Source organism: Pseudomonas campi, from assembly GCF_013200955.2.
Taxonomy (GTDB): domain Bacteria; phylum Pseudomonadota; class Gammaproteobacteria; order Pseudomonadales; family Pseudomonadaceae; genus Aquipseudomonas; species Aquipseudomonas campi.
On sequence record NZ_CP053697.2, the window covers coordinates 2,251,611 to 2,268,777 of the forward strand.

Sequence of the window (17,167 nt, forward strand, 5' to 3'; positions counted from 1 at the left end):
GTTAGATATGAAGCCGCTCATTCGGCTTATGGAGGTTCTCCCAAAAAACGGAGACACTGAACTAACTCTATTGAAGTGCCACTTACTATCGGAAGAAGTTCTAACAAAAATAATTAGCAATGCCTTTAAAAACCCAAAATATCTAAATGACGCACGACTAACATTTTCTCAAAAAATAAAACTTGCCAGAGCTACGGGCGAGGCTAATCATGCAGTTTGGGTTTGGAAGGCACTAGACCTACTCAATCAAGCACGTAACGAGCTATCTCATACCCTGGCACATGAAGAAGTACAAATAAAAATTAAAAAATTCACTCATCATGTTTGCGCTCACTCCGAAACTTTTCCCAGAAACATAATAGACAGTAATTTCACAGAGTTTCACTGGGCCATGCTTAACACCTACTTAGTAATTGTCTCAATAGCAAACTATGATCCTGCAGCAATCAAACAAACAACCCTACATGCCGGTGTTGGCAATGCCTAACAAGTCGCTCAAATCGCTCGTTTCACTCGCTGGGACCGGCGAAGCCGGCCCCTTAGCTTAATCGTTAGGTCTTACAAAAAGGTACCACTGTGGCCATAGTTATAGCTTGGGAGCCCGGAACAATTGGGCACTACGTGGGCGCCCTCAAAACCTGGTTCCGGCGCTTAACGCGACACCGAATTTTTGACGCCATTGAGCATGGCAACGATGCTCTTGTCCTTAAACTTGCGCAAAAGAATAGAGCATTAAGAGCCAAGGATGAGTGGGGGCGATTTCCGCTGCCAGCAAGTATTCTTCGTAAACGTAGTCACCTTGCGTGCCAACTAATTGAGATTGGCGCGTATCAAGCAGGTGACAACTCAGTTATTCATGCCTCCATGTGCAACGATCTACCTGTGGTCAATAAGCTCATCGAGACTGGGGCGACATTAGACGAGCTTGATGCAGAACACCATGGTTGGAGCGCCTTAATGTGGGCCACCAACCGGCACCACTTCGAAATCATGAAGGCACTTTTATCTGCAGGCGCAAATATTGACTCCATCGGCTCAGACGGCTCCACCGCTATTATGTGCACACGCGCAGGGCGCGAAAATGACCTAGTAGCCCTAGAAATACTATGTGCTTACCAGCCCAAACTAACAGTTAAAGACTGCCGTGGAAGAACCATCATTGATGAGGCTAGGGATCGTGAGCGCTTCAGCGGGAAGCCTGCAATGAAAGAAATTCTAATAAAGTACTACCCTGAAATATTCTCGTGAGACCTAACAATGCGCTCAAAGCGCTCACTCCGTTCGCTGGGACCGGCGAAGCCGGCCCCTTAGCTTAATCGTTAGCGCCATTAAATGAAAAAAGCACTCGCATGTGCAGTCGGAACATTTGCCGCCACAGGAATAGTCTTTATTCTATTTGTGTTAGGAGCGTCGATACAGCCATCTGCTAAAGCAAAAGCCGCTCGCTCACAGCACGACATATCGACGCTGCACCCTGGAGAATATCGCTTTGAATCATTTGGGCGCGATAGCGCCTGGAATGAAATAGTATTACTTGTAAAAGACTGGGATGAAACTCTTTATGTATATCTTCTGCCAACAAAAGACAGCAAGGTAATATTGCCAGAAAGGTGGTGGGGGTATGGTTACTACGAGTGTTCTAAATTTTCTCCCGAAGCAGATGAGTCAGGAAAATTGCTTAAAGGTGGAATTATAAAATGCCATGACAAAGAAACTCCTGAGTGGGGTTCGTCTTTATGGCAGTGGGCCTATAACGGGAGCCCTAAAGACGATTGGGGTATAAAAATGTACTCACCCCCTGTAGAGGCTAAAAATGGCATGTTATACATCAACAGGTAAGAGCGCTAACAATTGGTTCAAATCGCTCGCTCCGCTCGCTGGGACCGGCGAAGCCGGCCCCTTAACCAAACGTTAGCTTCCAAGGAAATACCGTGAGAGCAGCATTAGCACTAATAATCTTACTATTTTCTTTTCCAGTATTTCCTGAGCAAGTAAATAGTAAGTATTTTGTTTTTATTGGTAAAAAAATCAGCTTAGAACCTGTGCCACCAAAGGCCGGCGAAATACTTCTAGACAGCCAATTCTTGGCAACGTATGAAATATTGGAGCCCTACTGGGGAACGCATAAAGGAAAGAGCATTGAATTTACCGTTTACGATCACCATGGCACCCCACAATTTTCTTTATATGAACACGTTCTTTTGTACGTAGAAATGCACGACGGTCAATATTTCCACTCAAAATATCAGTTCTCACCTCTATACAAAGACAGGAGTGGCAAGTGGGCTGGCACCTATGCATCATATGACTATGAGCATAGTTATAATAAAAATACACCGATCAAACCTATACGAATAGAGTTCAACGAGCCGGTTTTTTATGACATATCTGATGTCACAAAAGATCGCATAGCAAAGATATTCCCTGAACCTTATTACAGAATTGAAGGTAAAAAAGCTATTGCCGTATACGGCAACTATGTAGATGAGCTATTCCGTCTAAAACAAAGTGGTGTTTTAAAAGCCCGCGGCGACTTCCAGTGAGAAAGCTAACAAATGGTTCAAGTCGCTCGCTTCGCTCACTGCGGGACCGGCTAAAGCCGGCCCCTTAACCAAACGTTAGGCGGCAACAGCAACTAAAGGATGTACGGGCATGGAAGTCTTTCATTTTGCTGTTCAGTCGTTAGCCCGCTCTAGCTCATGTGCTGCTTTTCAAATTCCACACTCGATCATCGTACGGGCCGGACAGCTCGCATGAATGAGTTCCCCAAAAAAGGATGTACGCGCCATCATTGCGCTTTTAAGCCGTTAGCCCGCTCTAGCCAAGGCGCTGCCTTCAATATCGTAGGGATTGAGTTCCCAGCAAAAACGAATCAGGTGCTTGCAAGAGAATTGCAGGTTGGCCACAGTGCGGTATTCATTACCTGCGTCCGACTCGATGCCCGCTGCCTAACAACTGGTTCAAGTCACTCGCTTCGCTCGTTCGGGACCGCGTTCCGCGGCCCCTTAACCAAACGTTAGGAGCCTATTTTGGCCCGAGATAAAAACATATCGCCAGTCGGATGGTACGTTGGGGCCTATCTTTTACGCTTCATTGAAGTTAACGACCCAAGCAATGAAGACGGCGAAGAGCGATTTTTGTCATGGGAAAATACCGTCATAGTAAAAGCAGAAAATATGGACGAGGCCTATGACAAAATCGAAAAAATCGCGAAAGAGTCAACAGCGCCATATCTAGGCGGTGCAGACGCCATACCTGTTCAATGGGTCTTTGAGGGCATAACAGATATATTGCCAATCTACGAAGAGCTAGAGGATGGTTCAGAAATCATGTGGTCTGAGCACAAGCCCACAAAGCTAAAGAATTTACGCAAAATGGTTCGGAGGCGTGGTGAGTTCGTGCAGTAGTCTCCTAACACTTGGTTCAAATCGCTCGCTCCGCTCGCTGGGACCGGCTAAAGCCGGCCCCTTAACCAAACGTTAGGCTTTGCGGGAGCCCTGATGAAACATATCGTTGCAGAGGTCGTACTACTGTCTAATGGCTGCTGCATACCGAGTTACACATGTTTCTCGGACGAGAAGCTTGACGAGGTGGTTTCTAGAACTTTGCTTGATCTAATTTCGGAAATTTACCCTCCAGGAGATAGCCACATTCTTAGTGAGTTCTCTGAGCTTCTTAAAGCCGCCCAAGAAAGCACTTACATTTCAAAGAATTTGGCTCTATCCGATTTTTGCATCAACGATAAATTTGTTGACCTTTTACCGCCACGTGCTCCGATCAAGGGCGTACACATATACAACGGGAATACAGAAGACGAAGCTGACTTTTCTTACGAGCAGGTATGGGCAGCTATTCGGCATTGGGTATTGTTTGCTCACGCCATCGAAGAGCACGGAATGAGTGCAATGCTTGGCAAAAAACATAATATCGCGCTTCCTAGCTAGCCGTGCCCAGCCTAACAAACGGTTCAAACCGCTCGCTTCGCTCACTCGGGACCAGCTAAAGCTGGCCCCTTAACCAAACGTTAGACACCACAAGGAAGTTATGCGCACGTCCATCAACATCGCAGTTGTAGTCGCAATCTCGATAGTTCATTACTCAATCATGGGATATTTGGGTTATGACCCTGCGCCCGAATACGAAAGCTTAATGGCTTGGTCTTTCGCACTCATGGTTGCGCTGTGGTGTTTGGATGACGCTAAGAAATATAATTTCCATCGCCCTTATGAGTTTGGCGCTTTTATTTTCTTCCTTTGGCCCATCGTATTGCCGGCATATCTCATCCATACGCGAGGCTGGCGAGGCTCTCTCGTCTTTTTGGCCTTCCTTTTTATAGCGCTGCTGCCTTACATTTGCGGCTGGATCTCTTACTATGCAAGTCCTGCGTACAGTGAGTATGGCGTCTAACAACTGGTTCAAGTCACTCGCTTCGCTCGTTCGGGACCGCGTTCCGCGGCCCCTTAACCAAACGTTAGGTATCACCCCATGCTCCTCTTACGCCGGGTCATCCTTTCAATACTTTTAGTGTCTTTTCTATTGGCTGCTGCTTTTCCCGGAATTGTTTATATCATCGGTATGTACAGGGTTGATGGTCGCCCAGTTCCCGCCAATCCTGAAAACTACAGCCAAGAGTCAATGGATAAAGCGTGGAGTCAATGCAGAGAGAAGCTGCCTATCGAGGTTCAACCTACTAACCCTTGGGGAGTTACTAGTAGACTCCTATTTGGCAATCCACTTCGTACGACACCAGGAGAGCTTGCCGCATGGCGAATTGCGAGCACCTATAATGCTGCTCATCGTATGGGTAACAATACTTGGTGGCATACGTCCGGTGCCGCACTAACCATCTGGGTTACTCGCCACTGGTCGGCTCAACAAATTGCAGCAACAATGGTTAGGGACAATTTGTGCAAGTGAAACCTAACTAGTGGTTCAAGCCGTTCGCTCCGCTCACTCGGGACCGGCTAAAGCCGGCCCCTTAACCAAACGTTAGGCATCACTCAGATATGCGTGAACTCCAATCGCTCATCCAAGATCTAGAGTCTCCGAAATCATCCATTCGAGACAGAGCAGCTTTAGACCTTATGGATATCGGGGATGACAGCGCGATCGCCCCACTTCTCCGAGCGATCTTCAGGCCCGAGAACGTTAATCACCGCGGGACACTTGTCTACGCATTAAGCGCATTCAACTGCGAAGATTTTTTAGAGACACTTGTAGATTTAGCGCTGACCGGAAATTTTGAGGTTTCTGCCGGGGCATGCAGCATAATCGCGGAATCAGCAACGTCAGCAAAAGCTGTTCAACGAGTGCACGCACAGTTAGTAAAATTCAACCCAAATACGTTGTCAGCAGAGCATAATTACATAGCACGGCAAGAGCTGTTTGAGCTTACCCCAGTGGAAAGTAGGCCAGCGCCATGATGCCTAACAACTGGTTCAAGTCACTCGCTTCGCTCACTTGGGACCGGCTAAAGCCGGCCCCTTAACCAAACGTTATGCACAGGCAGGAAACATGCTCCGAATTTTCAAAAATGCGCTGCTCATCGCTGTCCCATACAGCATTATTTCTGCACTATTAGTTTTCACTGTAACTTTAAACTGGGCGGCAGTAAACGATGGCGAAACACAAACAACTTATTATGGCCTTGAGGCTGTTCAGTTTTTAATTAAATCCTACGGAGTCATCAACTATCTTCTTGACCTGGCGCCGCAATTTTTATTCTTCTTCATCACTATATTTCTTGCACTTCTCACGCAAAGCTATATTTTCTATCGCAAGCCCTAGTACCGCATTGCTGTAATCGCAGCAAAAATTCTGTGTATGCGCATAACAAGCGGTTCAAATCGTTCGCTTCGCTCTCTGGGACTGCGTGCCGCAGCCCCTTAACCTAAACGTTATACGCCATGAACTGGATCGAAGAATCTCGAAAATTATTCAACACACCGAAGCCTGAGCACTTCACCGATTTCGGCCACTGTGAAGAGTGCCTTGATCACGATCTGACTCTTGTGAATTCGGATGTTGACTCTATTGGCTTTGATGAGCTTGGAAATCCTGGCTGGGACCCTATTTGCTATGTAGAAGCAGAAGGTTTTATTTATTACTTCCCAGCCTTTGTAAGGCTTTGCTTAAACAGCAACCCAGACCAGTCATACATTAGTCAATTTTTATTTCACTTAAGCTATGACGGAAAGAACAACAGATACACACTAGCGTTCTCGGCCGAGCAACAAAATTTCACATTAAAATTTCTTAACCATTTGGCAGAAACAAAAATTGATATCATCACACTATACGGCGATGAAGAAATGCTTTTTTCTACAATAGAAATCTGGGCCAGCGTATAACAACTGGTTCAAACCGTTCGCTCCGCTCACTGGGACGGGCTAAAGCCCGCCCCTTAACCAAACGTTAGGAACCACAAATGGAATTTGATCTGGAACTGACATTAAACCTTCTAGGAATGTCAGCATGCACGGTAGCAGCAGGATACATGTTCCTAACAGGCAATAAGAAAGCAGCAATACTTCTGCTGGCTGGCTTCACTCTCCATCTCCAGTCAGCTGTGTACATGACGTTCACAGATAACCCTGGAGGTGATGGCGGCTGCTGGCTTGAGAAGAGTTTTTACCAATGCTTGCCTCTAGGACAAAAAATCTCTATCCATGCAGCTCAAATTGGGCACTATCTTATTGCCCTTGGCGTATTTATTCTTGCCATTTCAGCAAAACCAAAACGTGCAAGTGTTTCCTAACAATGCGCTCAAAGCGCTCACTTCGTTCGCTGGGACCGCGTTCCGCGGCCCCTTAGCTTAATCGTTAGGAGCCTATTTTGGCCCGAGATAAAAACATATCGCCAGTCGGATGGTACGTTGGGGCCTATCTTTTACGCTTCATTGAAGTTAACGACCCAAGCAATGAAGACGGCGAAGAGCGATTTTTGTCATGGGAAAATACCGTCATAGTAAAAGCAGAAAATATGGACGAGGCCTATGACAAAATCGAAAAAATCGCGAAAGAGTCAACAGCGCCATATCTAGGCGGTGCAGACGCCATACCTGTTCAATGGGTCTTTGAGGGCATAACAGATATATTGCCAATCTACGAAGAGCTAGAGGATGGTTCAGAAATCATGTGGTCTGAGCACAAGCCCACAAAGCTAAAGAATTTACGCAAAATGGTTCGGAGGCGTGGTGAGTTCGTGCAGTAGTCTCCTAACACTTGGTTCAAATCGCTCGCTCCGCTCGCTGGGACCGGCTAAAGCCGGCCCCTTAACCAAACGTTAGGTTACAGATCATGATCTATGCAGACATCGGAAGCTTCGACCTTGAAAACTCCCGAATAGACGATGTCCTTCGTAGTGGTAGCGAAATAGCCATATCATTTAAGTCGATTTTCTTTAAATCCAATAAACATCAAGCAAACGAACAGCTTAACGCCGTAGTTAGGCTCTCTAACGTCACCAGCGAATCAGCAACACAGCACTTAGGTGGTGGCGTGAAAAAACATGCAGACCTAAGCGGCTGCCCAATAGAAATAGTAGAGTTAGCAAGCATCGAAAACGGAACACTAAATTTGCAGGGCTACAAAAATAATACGCCTTGGTTTTGCTGGGAAATTACGGCGCTCAGCATCACAATCGAATGGGGCGAAAATCGTGCAACTGCAACCTAACAACTGGTTCAAGTCGTTCGCTTCGCTCACTCGGGACCGGCTAAAGCCGGCCCCTTAACCAAACGTTAGAGGTCACAGTGGAAATTCACGGTTACGCCAAGGAAGAGCGAGACACTGAGAATCTCATCCCTGCCGAATTAGTAGAAATCACATTAGTCGCATCAGCAAACGAGCTACGACGCATTGCTAAATTTCTTGAGCGCTGCGCAGACAATATCGAGAAATATGGAAAGTCTTGGGGGCATGAGCACTTATCCGATCAAGACAAGAGCTTTGGAAACTCGCCCCACTTTGTTGTGTTTAATCCAGACTACGAGCTGTGACGTCTCATGAACTACATCGACGGGCAGACAGCTATGGTAGGAGATGAGGTTCTTATCGACGGCCGGCACAAAGGCATCGTGGTCGCCTGTATCGATTCAGGCCAATACACCGCGCAGTATCCCCAAAGCGAGTGGGCCTATTTAGTTGAGGGGACGCTCATAGACACTGATTTTGGTGGCCTCATTCACTACAAAAACTCAGCAAACGAAAGCATCGCACTGGTGAAGCGCGGAGTTAACCTCTAACAATGCGCTCAAATCACTCACTCCGTTCGCTGGGACCGGCGAAGCCGGCCCCTTAGCTTAATCGTTATGCACTAAGGAATGTTATGCGCTCAGCCAATCTCATCATCACTGGCGGAATTGCAACTTTTACTACCTTACTGGCCATTTATACCTCACCAGTGAAAGGTCGCGAGCTGCATTATTGGGCCATGAATCTTGGGCTTTTCTCTAGCGCAGCACTTGCGTCCTGGTCTTTCTTTGTCACGTTACTAATTTTCAAAAGCAACAAACTAAAAAGTCAGTTATTACTCTTGCTCGGCTACGCTGGAGCTTTAGCTTGCAGCATAATCTCTGGCGCCAGTTTTGGAGCTGTTTACTTTATAATGCAAGCAGAGAAAACCACTTTTCAATCTGCTTTCCAATCAGCATCAATAGTTATAATTGGCGGCTATTCAATTGCTCTAGCAATACTAGCAGGCGCATGCATTTATCTACATAAGCAAAAAAGCCCAGTGCAAGGCGCATAACAATTGGTTCAAATCGCTCGCTCCGCTCGCTGGGACCGGCTAAAGCCGGCCCCTTAACCAAACGTTAGGCGGCAAGAGCAATTAAAGGATGTGCGGGCATGGAAGTCTTTCATTTTGCTGTTCAGTCGTTAGCCCGCTCTAGCTCATGTGCTGCTTTTCAAATTCCACACTCGATCATCGTACGGGCCGGACAGCTTGCATGAATGAGTTCCCAAAAAAAGGATGTACGCGCCATCATTGCGCTTTTAAGCCGTTAGCCCACTCTAGCCCAGGCGCTGCCTTCAATATCGTAGGGATTGAGTTCCCAGCAAAAACGAATCAGGTGCTTGCAAGAGAATTGCAGGTTGGCCACAGTGCGGTATTCATTACCTGCGTCCGACTCGATGCCCGCTGCCTAACAACTGGTTCAAGCCGCTCGCTTCGCTCGCTCGGGACTGCGTTCCGCAGCCCCTTAACCAAACGTTATATGCAATCCGGAAAAAACATGGCCGAAATTTCGCAATATGATATTGAAACCCGAAATAAATATTTGAGCGAAGCAAAATCAGTTGATTTCTTGAATGCTACTTTTTGCATCTACTTCTACAACAGAGATGTTAAGCGGTGGGGTCCCAGGCCTAAACCAGAAGATATATCCCCGAGCGAGGTCTTCAAAAGTTATGATCAAAGAGAATTTGACCAAGCCATTGAGCGTTGCACAAAGCTAATTAAAGACAGCTTAATCCTCGGCAACTTAGCGCTCAACAAAAGTATAAGTAAACATACGTATCAAAAATCACAAGAGTCATACCTTAAAAACAATTCAGACTTTAGCAAAGAAAATCTAAGCAGAGCATTAAGTTCGGGTATGCGAGACATGAGGTGAACGCATATAACAATTGGTTCAAGTCGTTCGCTTCGCTCACTGCGGGACCGGCTAAAGCCGGCCCCTTAACCAAACGTTATGCCGCAAAGGACGCAGCTATGACCATCCTCATCTACGCCGCCATCGGATTATCCATCGCAGCGATTGTAATTTCATACAACACCGTGCGAATCCGCAGTTTTCGCCTTAAAGGCCTATATCCAGAGCCCGGCCAAGCAACGATGCAACACGTCGAGAAGCTAAACAAAACTCTTGCAATCAAGGCATACCGAGAAGTGCACGGCGTAAGCCTGAAACAAGCAAAAGAAGCAATTGAAAACATCGTTAATGCCGCATAACAATGCGCTCAAAACGCTCACTCCGTTCGCTGGGACCGGCGAAGCCGGCCCCTTAGCTTAATCGTTAGGAGCCGCTATTACCATGATGGGACTCGCGTATTTAGTTGCATTTGGAGCCTACCTAGTGGTCAGCTCCCTCATCATCATCTATGCAGTCACATGCGCGCGAAGAAAAAATAGATCATCAGTTCTCTGGGGAATTTCAGCGGCACTAGCCATGTTCCTCATTCCGTTCTGGGACTGGCTCCCAACATTGCTATCCCACAAATATCATTGCGCCACTGAGGCTGGGGTGTGGATATACAAAACCCCAGAGCAATGGATGAGCGAGAACCCTGGAGTGATAGAAACACTGACTGACAACTCCTCAAAGTATGAATATCCGAACTGGCCACAAGAGACGTGGCGCGAAATCAAAATAACAAGTATTAATCAGCGCATTGGCTACTTCAAAAAAGACCATCTGCGCACCTCAGAAGAGGGTGAGATTTTTATAAATACTTGGAAATGGCAAACATCTTTATTAGACAAGAAAACTGGCGAAGTCCTAGCAAAAATAATTACATTTACTTCTGGCAACGAAGGTTACATTGGCGGCATGCACTCTTTAAAATTCTGGCTAATCCAAGACAGATGCTCTGGCTACCAAGAAGATTGGCAAAAATACAAAGATGTTGTTAGCAAGCTTAGAGGCAAAGCAAATTAACCAAACCACGTGCGGGCATCACCTAACAACCGGTTCAAGCCGCTCGCTTCGCTCGCTCGGGACCGCGTTCCGCGGCCCCTTAACCAAACGTTAGCGCAAATGCAAATGAACAGAAAAACAGCATTATCTCTGGCAGTTTTCTTGATAGCCTTTATTGGAGTTATCTTTTCAGCATCTCCATTTATAAAATCACTGAGTATTGGTCCCAAGGCAAATAACGCATCACTTGTGACAATAGACATCCCTCAACTGACCGAGGGGCATCTGAAAGAGATTGAGATAAATGGCTTAAACCTCTACCTACTAAAACCATCAAAAGAGCAAACTGAGGCAATCCAACGCCTAAATACGCACGTATGGAATAGCAGAATTGATAGTTTCAACAGAGAGCTTGGCGCCTATATTTATTGGGGGCATAGCACAACATTTGGGTGCCCATTAGAGCTCAAACCCCCACAGGAGTCTCCAATCCTGCGATGGAGCAAAGAAGCAGAATGGTTAGGCGGGCATTGGGATTGGCGGTGCGAGGTAAGCTATGATTATGCAGGCAGGGCTATTAAAACCTATGAACACACATTTAACGGCTATGCAGCAGAGTTCCCCAACCTTGATATTCCAAGAATCTTTAAAAAGCAAAACGGAAAAATCAGCGTATCAATTTACCAACGCTAACAATGCGCTCAAAGCGCTCACTCCGTTCGCTGGGACCGGCGAAGCCGGCCCCTTAGCTTAATCGTTATGCTCTAAAGGAGAAATCGTGAACTGCTACTTACACGGAAGCGCAGAAGCAGTAGGTGTATGCAAGTCCTGTATGAAAGGGCTATGCCACGAATGCGCTCAGGAAGTAAATTCCTCGCTATCCTGCAAAGGAAATTGCGAGAAACGAGTTAAATTGCTTAACCGTCAAGCATCAAATCAGAGTTACGCGTCCCTACTCCGCGCTTGGCTGCCAGTCATCACAATTCTATATGGTTCGTATCTGGCAGTTTCTTGGTCTGGTTTGTTTGAGTATCCAAGGGAAACTGGCTTGTTTCTCACTGGAGTAGCATTCATAGCATTTGGCGTAACAGTTCTCGTCAAAAATATGCTTTCGAGTAAAGCATAACAATTGGTTCAAGCCGTTCGCTTCGCTCACTAGGGACCGGCTAAAGCCGGCCCCTTAACCAAACGTTAGGGCCTGGCAACACGAGACAATCTCCCCCGACAGCGACGCCAGCCCTCTGCCACCAAGCGAGGTAGGCATCGCAAAATAGCCCCCCAGCGAACTGAAGTGCTTGTACTGACAAGGCGTAGCCGGCATAAGAACTGCGCCACGTACAGGATGAGTGGCACCCACAAAACACTTTTTTGACTGATGGGGATACCAAGGATGAATCCGCTCCAACGATTACTGCTGACCAGCGGCTTTCTGGCCTTGATCAGCCAACTGCCAGGCTGCATAACCTCTACCCTGCACGCTGACCATAACTATCAAGAGAAGGTTTCCTCGGTGCTGATCGCCAGCGACGGCAAGAGCCTTGCCCTGTTGGGCGACAAGTATCACTACATAATCGACGCGCCTCAGGAGCTCACCGCCGCCCTGAATGCACCTCTGCGCAAAAAGCTTGAGGCGAGTATTGGTACGGTCAAAATTGATAAGCACAACAGCATGCAGGTCTGGCTGAGACTGAAGGAAAACGAACAGCTCAGCGCCGCAGAGAAAGACGTCGCCCTGCAATTGGGCTTTAAACCCGATTACGAGCAGCAGTTGGAGCTTTCTTACAATCTGACTGGCAAGCGCTACAGAGCTGGCAATTTTCAGCCACCCAGCAATTTGCTCCGGCTCGATAAAATCTATTCGGTCGAGATCGTAGCCGAGCAATCGACTACCGAAACCCTGGTCAGAGCACCGCTCACCCCCATCGCCGTTGCGGCAGATGGCGCAATCATCATGGGAACGGCGATGCTGTTGCCGGTTCTGGTACCGCTTTTTGTCACCGCCTATTTGAACGGATGGTAAACGCAGCACCTGGCCCAGATGAGATCCGCGAACACCAGCCGCACCACTGTGGATTTCATCCGGGTTACTCATGATCGCCCAGCGCCATCCTGGCAGCTGAGCACTACCAGCCGTGCGATGCCGTGCGCCACGCCTCGCCATCCGCCGCAAACATCGGCGAGAATCCCACTCAGCGCAGCAGACCCGACGCCAAGGCAAGCGAGCAGCTCGGGATCTGCTTGATATGTTCCCTGCAAAGCCTTACCCCATCACAAGGACCCGCGATGAAAACCACCCTCCTCCTGCTCACCCTGACCCTCGCCCTGGCCGGTTGCCAGCTTGAAGATGAAACCCTGGCCCTGGAAGCCAATGCCAAGGAGGAACAGGTCTGGACCTTCATCCAGTTCAACGTGCCGGAAGAAGATGAGGGGCTGGAGTCCTTCTATTACTACGGCAAGGTCTCGAAAAGCCTCTATCAGTTGATCAGCGCCAACCGCCTGCAGAGTGGCTTCGTGCGCCTGCAGGAGATGCACTACTGGGGCGATGACGACCTGATCCATCCCTACCGCGACCTGCAGAACAGCGGTGAGATGGTGTTTCGCATCGAAGACATCCGCAGCATGAAACTGGTGCGCAAGGCGCCCACGCCGGGGCTCGGCTATGAGCAGTTCGAAGAGCCGCAGAACAAGGGCATCAAACCGGCTGCCGAGACACTGGAACAACGCTCCTGAATCCAGTCCGTAGTCGTTGCACAGGCTGGTATCGACGCCCCGCAGGGCGCCATCGGCACCAGTCCATCCGCTTCGTCGTGTAAAGGAATACCTGCGTGCGTAAAGGCCTCTCCGCCCTGCTCTGGCTTGCCACCCTGTTGCTGGCTGTGTGGGCCTGGAACCTGAAAGATCCCCATCTGCTGGCGCTGCGCCCTTATGAAAGCGCGTTGCTGATCGGCCTGTGCCTGCTGTTGGCGCTGTTGTTCCAGCGTTGCCAGGGACGACTGGCCGGCATCCTGGGGGTGACCGTGCTGCTGGGCAGCGCCGGTCTCAGCGCTTATGGCGAGTGGACGCTGCTGCGCCAGAAGGCGGCGGTACACGCCGGAGAACTGAGCGGTGCCCGCGTGGTGGGCGCTCATCTGCTGGTGGGTTACAGCGATCTCGATGAGTTGCGCGTGCTGGTAGGCCGGGGCATGGTCGCCGGGGTGTTCATCACCCGGCGCAATCTGCAGGGGAAAACCCTCGAGCAACTGCAGACTGAAATCGGCGAACTGCAGCAGCTGCGCCACGCCTCCGGGCTGCCGCCACTGCTGATCGCCAGCGACCAGGAAGGCGGTCTGGTTTCCCACCTGTCACCGCTCCTGCCGCAACGAGCGCCGCTGGCCAGCCTGCTCGCAGACTCGCCTACAGCCGAGCAACAATTGCTGCGTGCCGAGCAGTACGGGGCGGTTCAGGGGGCAGAGCTGGCCAGATTGGGCATCAACCTGAATTTCAGCCCGGTGGTCGATATCAAGCCGGACACACCGGGGCAACTACTGGACTTTCATAGCCGTATTAGCCAACGGGCCATCGCCAGCGATCCCGGCACGGTCAGCACCATCGCCCTTGGTTACAGCCGCGGCCTGCAAAGCCAGGGCGTGCTGCCCACACTGAAGCATTTTCCCGGCCTGGGCGGGGTCAGCGCCGACACTCACCACTTCTCTGCCAACCTGGATACACCACTGGCCGATCTAAGTCAGCGAGACTGGCGACCTTTCCGTGAAGTCGCCGGCCAGACGCGCGCGCTGATCATGCTCGGCCATGTGGTGTTGAGCGCGATCGATCCCGACAATCTGGTCGCCACCTCGCCACAGCTGATTGAGGATTTGCTGCGCAGCCAATGGCAGCACCAGGGTGTGCTGATCACCGATGACCTGACCATGGCGGCGGCTTACAACCGCGGGCTCTGCACAGTCGCAGTCGGCGGGCTGAATGCCGGCGTGGATCTGCTTCTGGTGTCCTACGATCATGAGAAGGTCTATCCACTGCTGGACTGCCTGAGCCAGGCTTATGCGCACGGCACGCTGGATCAGGACCAGTTGCAACGCAGCGCCCAGCGGCTTGCCGAACAGCAACGCTGGCTGAGCGCTACACACCCCCAGCCCTAGCACTTCTTCGCCCACCCCCCGGGCTAGCGAGCCCGCCCTTCAGGAGCCACCATGCCACGATTAAAACTGTTTGCCGCCCTTGCCGCCCTGCTCTGCCTGCCGCCCGCCATGGCGCTGGAGCAGAACAACAGCGTCAAGGTTGCCACCGTGCTGAAGACCCAGAGCAGTTGGGACGGCAAGCCACTGGCCTATCCCGAGGGGCAAGCCGAGGTGACCGGCATGCTCATCGAGATCGCTCCGGGTGGCGAGACGGGCTGGCACCTGCATCCGCTGCCGTCATTCGGCATGGTGCTGGAAGGCGAGCTGGAAGTGCAGCTGAAAGACGGCGCAGTCAAGCGCCTGAAAGCCGGCGAGGCGTTGGCCGAGGTGGTCAACACCCTGCACAACGGGCGCAACACCGGCCAGGTGCCGGTCAAGCTGGTGGTGTTCTATGCAGGGGCCGTCGGCCAGGCGCTATCGAAAAAGGAAGCGCCGCAGCCGTAATACATGGCTGCAGCACTCCAGCCCAGCGCAGGGTTTAGATTCCCTGCCGCCCCGGATCTTCCGGCGGGTTCTCTTCCTCGATATCTTCCAGTTTCAGCTCCATGCCCCAGTTCGCCACATCGGCCGCCGGCTTGACGGCGGCCGGTGCAGGCGCCGCTTGAGGCGCGGCGGCAACCTGGGCGGCGGCGTTGGCCGGGTTTTCGCGGTGCAGTTTGAGCTTGAGGCGCACGTTGTTCGCCGAGTCGGCGTTCTTCACCGCTTCCTCTTCGTCGATGCTGCCTTGGTGGACCAGATCGATCAGCGCCATGTCGAAGGTCTGCATACCGAGGTTCTTCGACTTCTCCATGGTTTCCTTGATCTCGGAGAAGTCGTTGCGCTTGATCTGGTCGCGGATGGTCGGCGTGCCCAGCAGCACCTCGACCGCCGCGCGGCGCTTGCCATCCACCGTCTTGACCAGACGCTGGGAGACGAAGGCCTTGAGGTTATTGCCCAGGTCGTTGAGCAGTTGCGGGCGGCGCTCTTCGGGGAAGAAGTTGATGATGCGGTCCAGCGCCTGGTTGGCGTTGTTGGCGTGCAGGGTGGAGATCGCCAGGTGGCCGGTGTCGGCGAAGGCCAGGGCATGCTCCATGGTCTCGCGGTCACGGATCTCGCCGATCAGGATCACGTCCGGCGCCTGGCGCAGGGTGTTCTTCAGCGCCGCGTGGAAGCTGCGGGTATCCACGCCGACTTCGCGCTGGTTGATGATCGACTTCTTGTGCCGGTGCACGTATTCCACCGGGTCCTCGATGGTGATGATGTGCCCGCCGCTGTTGCGGTTGCGGTAGTCGATCAGCGCGGCCAGGGAGGTCGACTTGCCCGAGCCGGTGCCACCGACGAACAGCACCAGGCCGCGCTTCTCCATGATGGTCTTGAGCAGCACTTCCGGCAGTTTGAGGTCTTCGAACTTGGGGATCTCCATCTTGATGTTGCGCGCGACGATGGACACTTCGTTGCGCTGCTTGAAGATGTTGATGCGGAAGCGGCCAATATTGGGCAGGGAAATCGCCAGGTTCATCTCCAGCTCACGCTCGAAGTCCGCACGCTGCTGCTCATCCATCACGCCGGCGGCAATCGCTGCGACCTCACCCGGCTTCAGCGGCTCGGCGCTGAGCGGCTTGAGCACGCCATTGAACTTGGCGCAGGGCGGTGCTCCCGTAGACAGATAAAGGTCGGAACCGTCCTGACTGGACAGGATCTTGAGCATTGCGGAGAGGTCCATGGGCGTGCATCCATCAAGGTGGAGTTAAGAGTCTGTCCAAAGTCAGCTGCGCGTCGGCCATGCTGCGTTGCAACGCAGTAACAGCCGCAGGCTGGTCAATCGGGCTCAGAATGCTCATTTACAACTCGTAAACTGCGCTTCTTCGCCCGATTTATTCGCTGCCGCTTACCCTTCGGGCCAGCCTGCGGCTGTTACTCCCGTTGGTCGTTGCGCCTTGCCTGGCTCTAGCTCGCAAGACTTTGTACAGGCTCTAACAAGTTAGGCCATGTTTGCCGGATATTCCGGGACTTGCGAGCCTGAAAAGTGGCGTCATTCTGATGGCGCGACAAATGCTGGCACAATAGCGGCCCGAGAAAAATGAGGAGCCCGTCATGGCAAAGGCAATGGCCCGCCACATTCTGGTCAAGACCGAAGCAGAAGCCGCGGCGCTGAAGAAGCGTATCGTCGCCGGCGAGGCCTTCGATGTGCTGGCGCGCAAGTACTCGACCTGCCCGTCTGGCAAGAAAGGTGGCGACCTGGGCGAAGTGCGTCCAGGGCAGATGGTCCGCTCAATCGACCAGGTTATATTCAAGAAGGAACTGCGCACCGTGCATGGCCCGGTGAAAAGCCAATTCGGCTACCATCTGGTGCAAGTTTTCTATCGGGACTGAG

Annotated in this window: 27 protein-coding genes; 26 read left to right on the top strand and 1 reads right to left on the bottom strand. The window is 51.0% G+C overall.

From position 1 onward, the window contains the following. Window positions 1-7: 7 nt before the first annotated feature. The 25 genes from HNE05_RS10440 (at window position 8) to HNE05_RS10555 (ending at window position 15,258) form a co-directional block, all read left to right on the top strand. Window positions 8-487 carry a hypothetical protein gene (locus tag HNE05_RS10440; RefSeq protein WP_173206652.1) on the top strand — a complete coding sequence of 160 codons (480 nt, stop codon included), beginning with the start codon at window positions 8-10 and terminating at the stop codon, window positions 485-487. A gap of 134 nt (window positions 488-621) precedes the next feature. Next, window positions 622-1,248 (top strand): ankyrin repeat domain-containing protein, encoded by a 627-nt coding sequence (locus tag HNE05_RS10445; RefSeq protein ID WP_173206655.1) that lies wholly within the window; start codon window positions 622-624, stop codon window positions 1,246-1,248. 84 nt (window positions 1,249-1,332) lie between these two features. Next, window positions 1,333-1,839, top strand: a complete 507-nt coding sequence (locus HNE05_RS10450; protein WP_173206658.1) for a hypothetical protein — start codon at window positions 1,333-1,335, stop codon at window positions 1,837-1,839. 92 nt (window positions 1,840-1,931) lie between these two features. Then, the gene (locus tag HNE05_RS10455; RefSeq protein ID WP_173206661.1) at window positions 1,932-2,543 is read left to right on the top strand and encodes a hypothetical protein; all 612 of its coding nucleotides are present in this window, start codon (window positions 1,932-1,934) and stop codon (window positions 2,541-2,543) included. 486 nt (window positions 2,544-3,029) lie between these two features. After that, the gene (locus tag HNE05_RS10460) at window positions 3,030-3,407 is read left to right on the top strand and encodes a DUF4288 domain-containing protein (RefSeq protein ID WP_173206665.1); all 378 of its coding nucleotides are present in this window, start codon (window positions 3,030-3,032) and stop codon (window positions 3,405-3,407) included. Between the two features lie 93 nt (window positions 3,408-3,500). Continuing rightward, the gene (locus HNE05_RS10465; RefSeq protein ID WP_173206668.1) at window positions 3,501-3,944 is read left to right on the top strand and encodes a hypothetical protein; all 444 of its coding nucleotides are present in this window, start codon (window positions 3,501-3,503) and stop codon (window positions 3,942-3,944) included. A gap of 100 nt (window positions 3,945-4,044) precedes the next feature. Then, the gene (locus tag HNE05_RS10470) at window positions 4,045-4,407 is read left to right on the top strand and encodes a hypothetical protein (protein ID WP_173206671.1); all 363 of its coding nucleotides are present in this window, start codon (window positions 4,045-4,047) and stop codon (window positions 4,405-4,407) included. Window positions 4,408-4,485: 78 nt separating this feature from the next. Further along, window positions 4,486-4,917: a hypothetical protein gene (locus HNE05_RS10475; protein ID WP_173206674.1), complete on the top strand. Its 432-nt coding sequence runs from the start codon at window positions 4,486-4,488 to the stop codon at window positions 4,915-4,917. An 89-nt stretch (window positions 4,918-5,006) separates the two neighbouring features. After that, complete coding sequence (locus HNE05_RS20670) at window positions 5,007-5,423, top strand: HEAT repeat domain-containing protein (protein ID WP_420826960.1); 417 nt, start codon at window positions 5,007-5,009, stop codon at window positions 5,421-5,423. A 91-nt stretch (window positions 5,424-5,514) separates the two neighbouring features. Beyond that, a complete protein-coding gene (locus HNE05_RS10480; protein WP_173206677.1) occupies window positions 5,515-5,787 on the top strand; it encodes a hypothetical protein in 273 nt (90 codons plus the stop codon). Between the two features lie 119 nt (window positions 5,788-5,906). Beyond that, the gene (locus HNE05_RS10485; protein ID WP_173206680.1) at window positions 5,907-6,350 is read left to right on the top strand and encodes a DUF6714 family protein; all 444 of its coding nucleotides are present in this window, start codon (window positions 5,907-5,909) and stop codon (window positions 6,348-6,350) included. A 77-nt stretch (window positions 6,351-6,427) separates the two neighbouring features. Next, a complete protein-coding gene (locus HNE05_RS10490) occupies window positions 6,428-6,757 on the top strand; it encodes a hypothetical protein (RefSeq protein WP_173206683.1) in 330 nt (109 codons plus the stop codon). A gap of 77 nt (window positions 6,758-6,834) precedes the next feature. Further along, window positions 6,835-7,212: a DUF4288 domain-containing protein gene (locus HNE05_RS10495; protein WP_173206665.1), complete on the top strand. Its 378-nt coding sequence runs from the start codon at window positions 6,835-6,837 to the stop codon at window positions 7,210-7,212. An 86-nt stretch (window positions 7,213-7,298) separates the two neighbouring features. Next, window positions 7,299-7,676 carry a hypothetical protein gene (locus HNE05_RS10500; protein WP_173206686.1) on the top strand — a complete coding sequence of 126 codons (378 nt, stop codon included), beginning with the start codon at window positions 7,299-7,301 and terminating at the stop codon, window positions 7,674-7,676. Between the two features lie 77 nt (window positions 7,677-7,753). After that, window positions 7,754-7,999 carry an Imm32 family immunity protein gene (locus HNE05_RS10505; protein WP_173206691.1) on the top strand — a complete coding sequence of 82 codons (246 nt, stop codon included), beginning with the start codon at window positions 7,754-7,756 and terminating at the stop codon, window positions 7,997-7,999. A 6-nt stretch (window positions 8,000-8,005) separates the two neighbouring features. Further along, window positions 8,006-8,245 (top strand): hypothetical protein, encoded by a 240-nt coding sequence (locus HNE05_RS10510; protein WP_173206694.1) that lies wholly within the window; start codon window positions 8,006-8,008, stop codon window positions 8,243-8,245. A gap of 83 nt (window positions 8,246-8,328) precedes the next feature. Then, complete coding sequence (locus tag HNE05_RS10515; protein ID WP_173206697.1) at window positions 8,329-8,751, top strand: hypothetical protein; 423 nt, start codon at window positions 8,329-8,331, stop codon at window positions 8,749-8,751. 199 nt (window positions 8,752-8,950) lie between these two features. Beyond that, entirely contained in the window at window positions 8,951-9,616 is a 666-nt protein-coding gene (locus HNE05_RS10520) for a hypothetical protein (protein ID WP_173206700.1), read from the top strand. A 98-nt stretch (window positions 9,617-9,714) separates the two neighbouring features. Then, window positions 9,715-9,954, top strand: coding sequence for a hypothetical protein (locus HNE05_RS10525; protein WP_173206703.1), 240 nt, complete (start codon window positions 9,715-9,717; stop codon window positions 9,952-9,954). Between the two features lie 82 nt (window positions 9,955-10,036). Continuing rightward, a complete protein-coding gene (locus tag HNE05_RS10530; RefSeq protein ID WP_173206706.1) occupies window positions 10,037-10,660 on the top strand; it encodes a hypothetical protein in 624 nt (207 codons plus the stop codon). A gap of 105 nt (window positions 10,661-10,765) precedes the next feature. Then, window positions 10,766-11,332 (top strand): hypothetical protein, encoded by a 567-nt coding sequence (locus tag HNE05_RS10535; RefSeq protein WP_173206709.1) that lies wholly within the window; start codon window positions 10,766-10,768, stop codon window positions 11,330-11,332. Between the two features lie 697 nt (window positions 11,333-12,029). Further along, a complete protein-coding gene (locus tag HNE05_RS10540) occupies window positions 12,030-12,659 on the top strand; it encodes a hypothetical protein (RefSeq protein WP_173206712.1) in 630 nt (209 codons plus the stop codon). 263 nt (window positions 12,660-12,922) lie between these two features. Beyond that, complete coding sequence (locus tag HNE05_RS10545; RefSeq protein WP_173206715.1) at window positions 12,923-13,369, top strand: hypothetical protein; 447 nt, start codon at window positions 12,923-12,925, stop codon at window positions 13,367-13,369. A 95-nt stretch (window positions 13,370-13,464) separates the two neighbouring features. Continuing rightward, the gene (locus HNE05_RS10550) at window positions 13,465-14,775 is read left to right on the top strand and encodes a glycoside hydrolase family 3 protein (protein ID WP_173206718.1); all 1,311 of its coding nucleotides are present in this window, start codon (window positions 13,465-13,467) and stop codon (window positions 14,773-14,775) included. Window positions 14,776-14,826: 51 nt separating this feature from the next. After that, on the top strand, window positions 14,827-15,258 hold the full coding sequence (locus HNE05_RS10555; RefSeq protein WP_173206721.1) for a cupin domain-containing protein: 432 nt from the start codon (window positions 14,827-14,829) through the stop codon (window positions 15,256-15,258). Between the two features lie 34 nt (window positions 15,259-15,292). Here HNE05_RS10555 and HNE05_RS10560 read toward each other — a convergent pair whose 3' ends face one another. Next, window positions 15,293-16,516 carry a PilT/PilU family type 4a pilus ATPase gene (locus HNE05_RS10560; protein ID WP_173206724.1) on the bottom strand — a complete coding sequence of 408 codons (1,224 nt, stop codon included), beginning with the start codon at window positions 16,514-16,516 and terminating at the stop codon, window positions 15,293-15,295. Window positions 16,517-16,887: 371 nt separating this feature from the next. On the opposite strand from HNE05_RS10560, the gene HNE05_RS10565 reads away from it, so the two are divergent. Further along, window positions 16,888-17,166: a peptidylprolyl isomerase gene (locus tag HNE05_RS10565; RefSeq protein WP_173206727.1), complete on the top strand. Its 279-nt coding sequence runs from the start codon at window positions 16,888-16,890 to the stop codon at window positions 17,164-17,166. Window position 17,167: the final 1 nt, after the last annotated feature.

Bases quoted from the DNA above. Each gene is read 5' to 3' on its own strand.
- HNE05_RS10440 (WP_173206652.1), top strand. From the start codon at position 8: ATGAAGCCGCTCATTCGGCTTATGGAGGTTCTCCCAAAAAACGGAGAC.
- HNE05_RS10450 (WP_173206658.1), top strand. From the start codon at position 1,333: ATGAAAAAAGCACTCGCATGTGCAGTCGGAACATTTGCCGCCACAGGA.
- HNE05_RS10465 (WP_173206668.1), top strand. From the start codon at position 3,501: ATGAAACATATCGTTGCAGAGGTCGTACTACTGTCTAATGGCTGCTGC.
- HNE05_RS10470 (WP_173206671.1), top strand. From the start codon at position 4,045: ATGCGCACGTCCATCAACATCGCAGTTGTAGTCGCAATCTCGATAGTT.
- HNE05_RS10475 (WP_173206674.1), top strand. From the start codon at position 4,486: ATGCTCCTCTTACGCCGGGTCATCCTTTCAATACTTTTAGTGTCTTTT.
- HNE05_RS20670 (WP_420826960.1), top strand. From the start codon at position 5,007: ATGCGTGAACTCCAATCGCTCATCCAAGATCTAGAGTCTCCGAAATCA.
- HNE05_RS10480 (WP_173206677.1), top strand. From the start codon at position 5,515: ATGCTCCGAATTTTCAAAAATGCGCTGCTCATCGCTGTCCCATACAGC.
- HNE05_RS10485 (WP_173206680.1), top strand. From the start codon at position 5,907: ATGAACTGGATCGAAGAATCTCGAAAATTATTCAACACACCGAAGCCT.
- HNE05_RS10490 (WP_173206683.1), top strand. From the start codon at position 6,428: ATGGAATTTGATCTGGAACTGACATTAAACCTTCTAGGAATGTCAGCA.
- HNE05_RS10500 (WP_173206686.1), top strand. From the start codon at position 7,299: ATGATCTATGCAGACATCGGAAGCTTCGACCTTGAAAACTCCCGAATA.
- HNE05_RS10510 (WP_173206694.1), top strand. From the start codon at position 8,006: ATGAACTACATCGACGGGCAGACAGCTATGGTAGGAGATGAGGTTCTT.
- HNE05_RS10515 (WP_173206697.1), top strand. From the start codon at position 8,329: ATGCGCTCAGCCAATCTCATCATCACTGGCGGAATTGCAACTTTTACT.
- HNE05_RS10520 (WP_173206700.1), top strand. From the start codon at position 8,951: ATGAATGAGTTCCCAAAAAAAGGATGTACGCGCCATCATTGCGCTTTT.
- HNE05_RS10525 (WP_173206703.1), top strand. From the start codon at position 9,715: ATGACCATCCTCATCTACGCCGCCATCGGATTATCCATCGCAGCGATT.
- HNE05_RS10530 (WP_173206706.1), top strand. From the start codon at position 10,037: ATGATGGGACTCGCGTATTTAGTTGCATTTGGAGCCTACCTAGTGGTC.
- HNE05_RS10535 (WP_173206709.1), top strand. From the start codon at position 10,766: ATGAACAGAAAAACAGCATTATCTCTGGCAGTTTTCTTGATAGCCTTT.
- HNE05_RS10540 (WP_173206712.1), top strand. From the start codon at position 12,030: ATGAATCCGCTCCAACGATTACTGCTGACCAGCGGCTTTCTGGCCTTG.
- HNE05_RS10545 (WP_173206715.1), top strand. From the start codon at position 12,923: ATGAAAACCACCCTCCTCCTGCTCACCCTGACCCTCGCCCTGGCCGGT.
- HNE05_RS10555 (WP_173206721.1), top strand. From the start codon at position 14,827: ATGCCACGATTAAAACTGTTTGCCGCCCTTGCCGCCCTGCTCTGCCTG.
- HNE05_RS10560 (WP_173206724.1), bottom strand. From the start codon at position 16,516: ATGGACCTCTCCGCAATGCTCAAGATCCTGTCCAGTCAGGACGGTTCC.
- HNE05_RS10565 (WP_173206727.1), top strand. From the start codon at position 16,888: ATGGCAAAGGCAATGGCCCGCCACATTCTGGTCAAGACCGAAGCAGAA.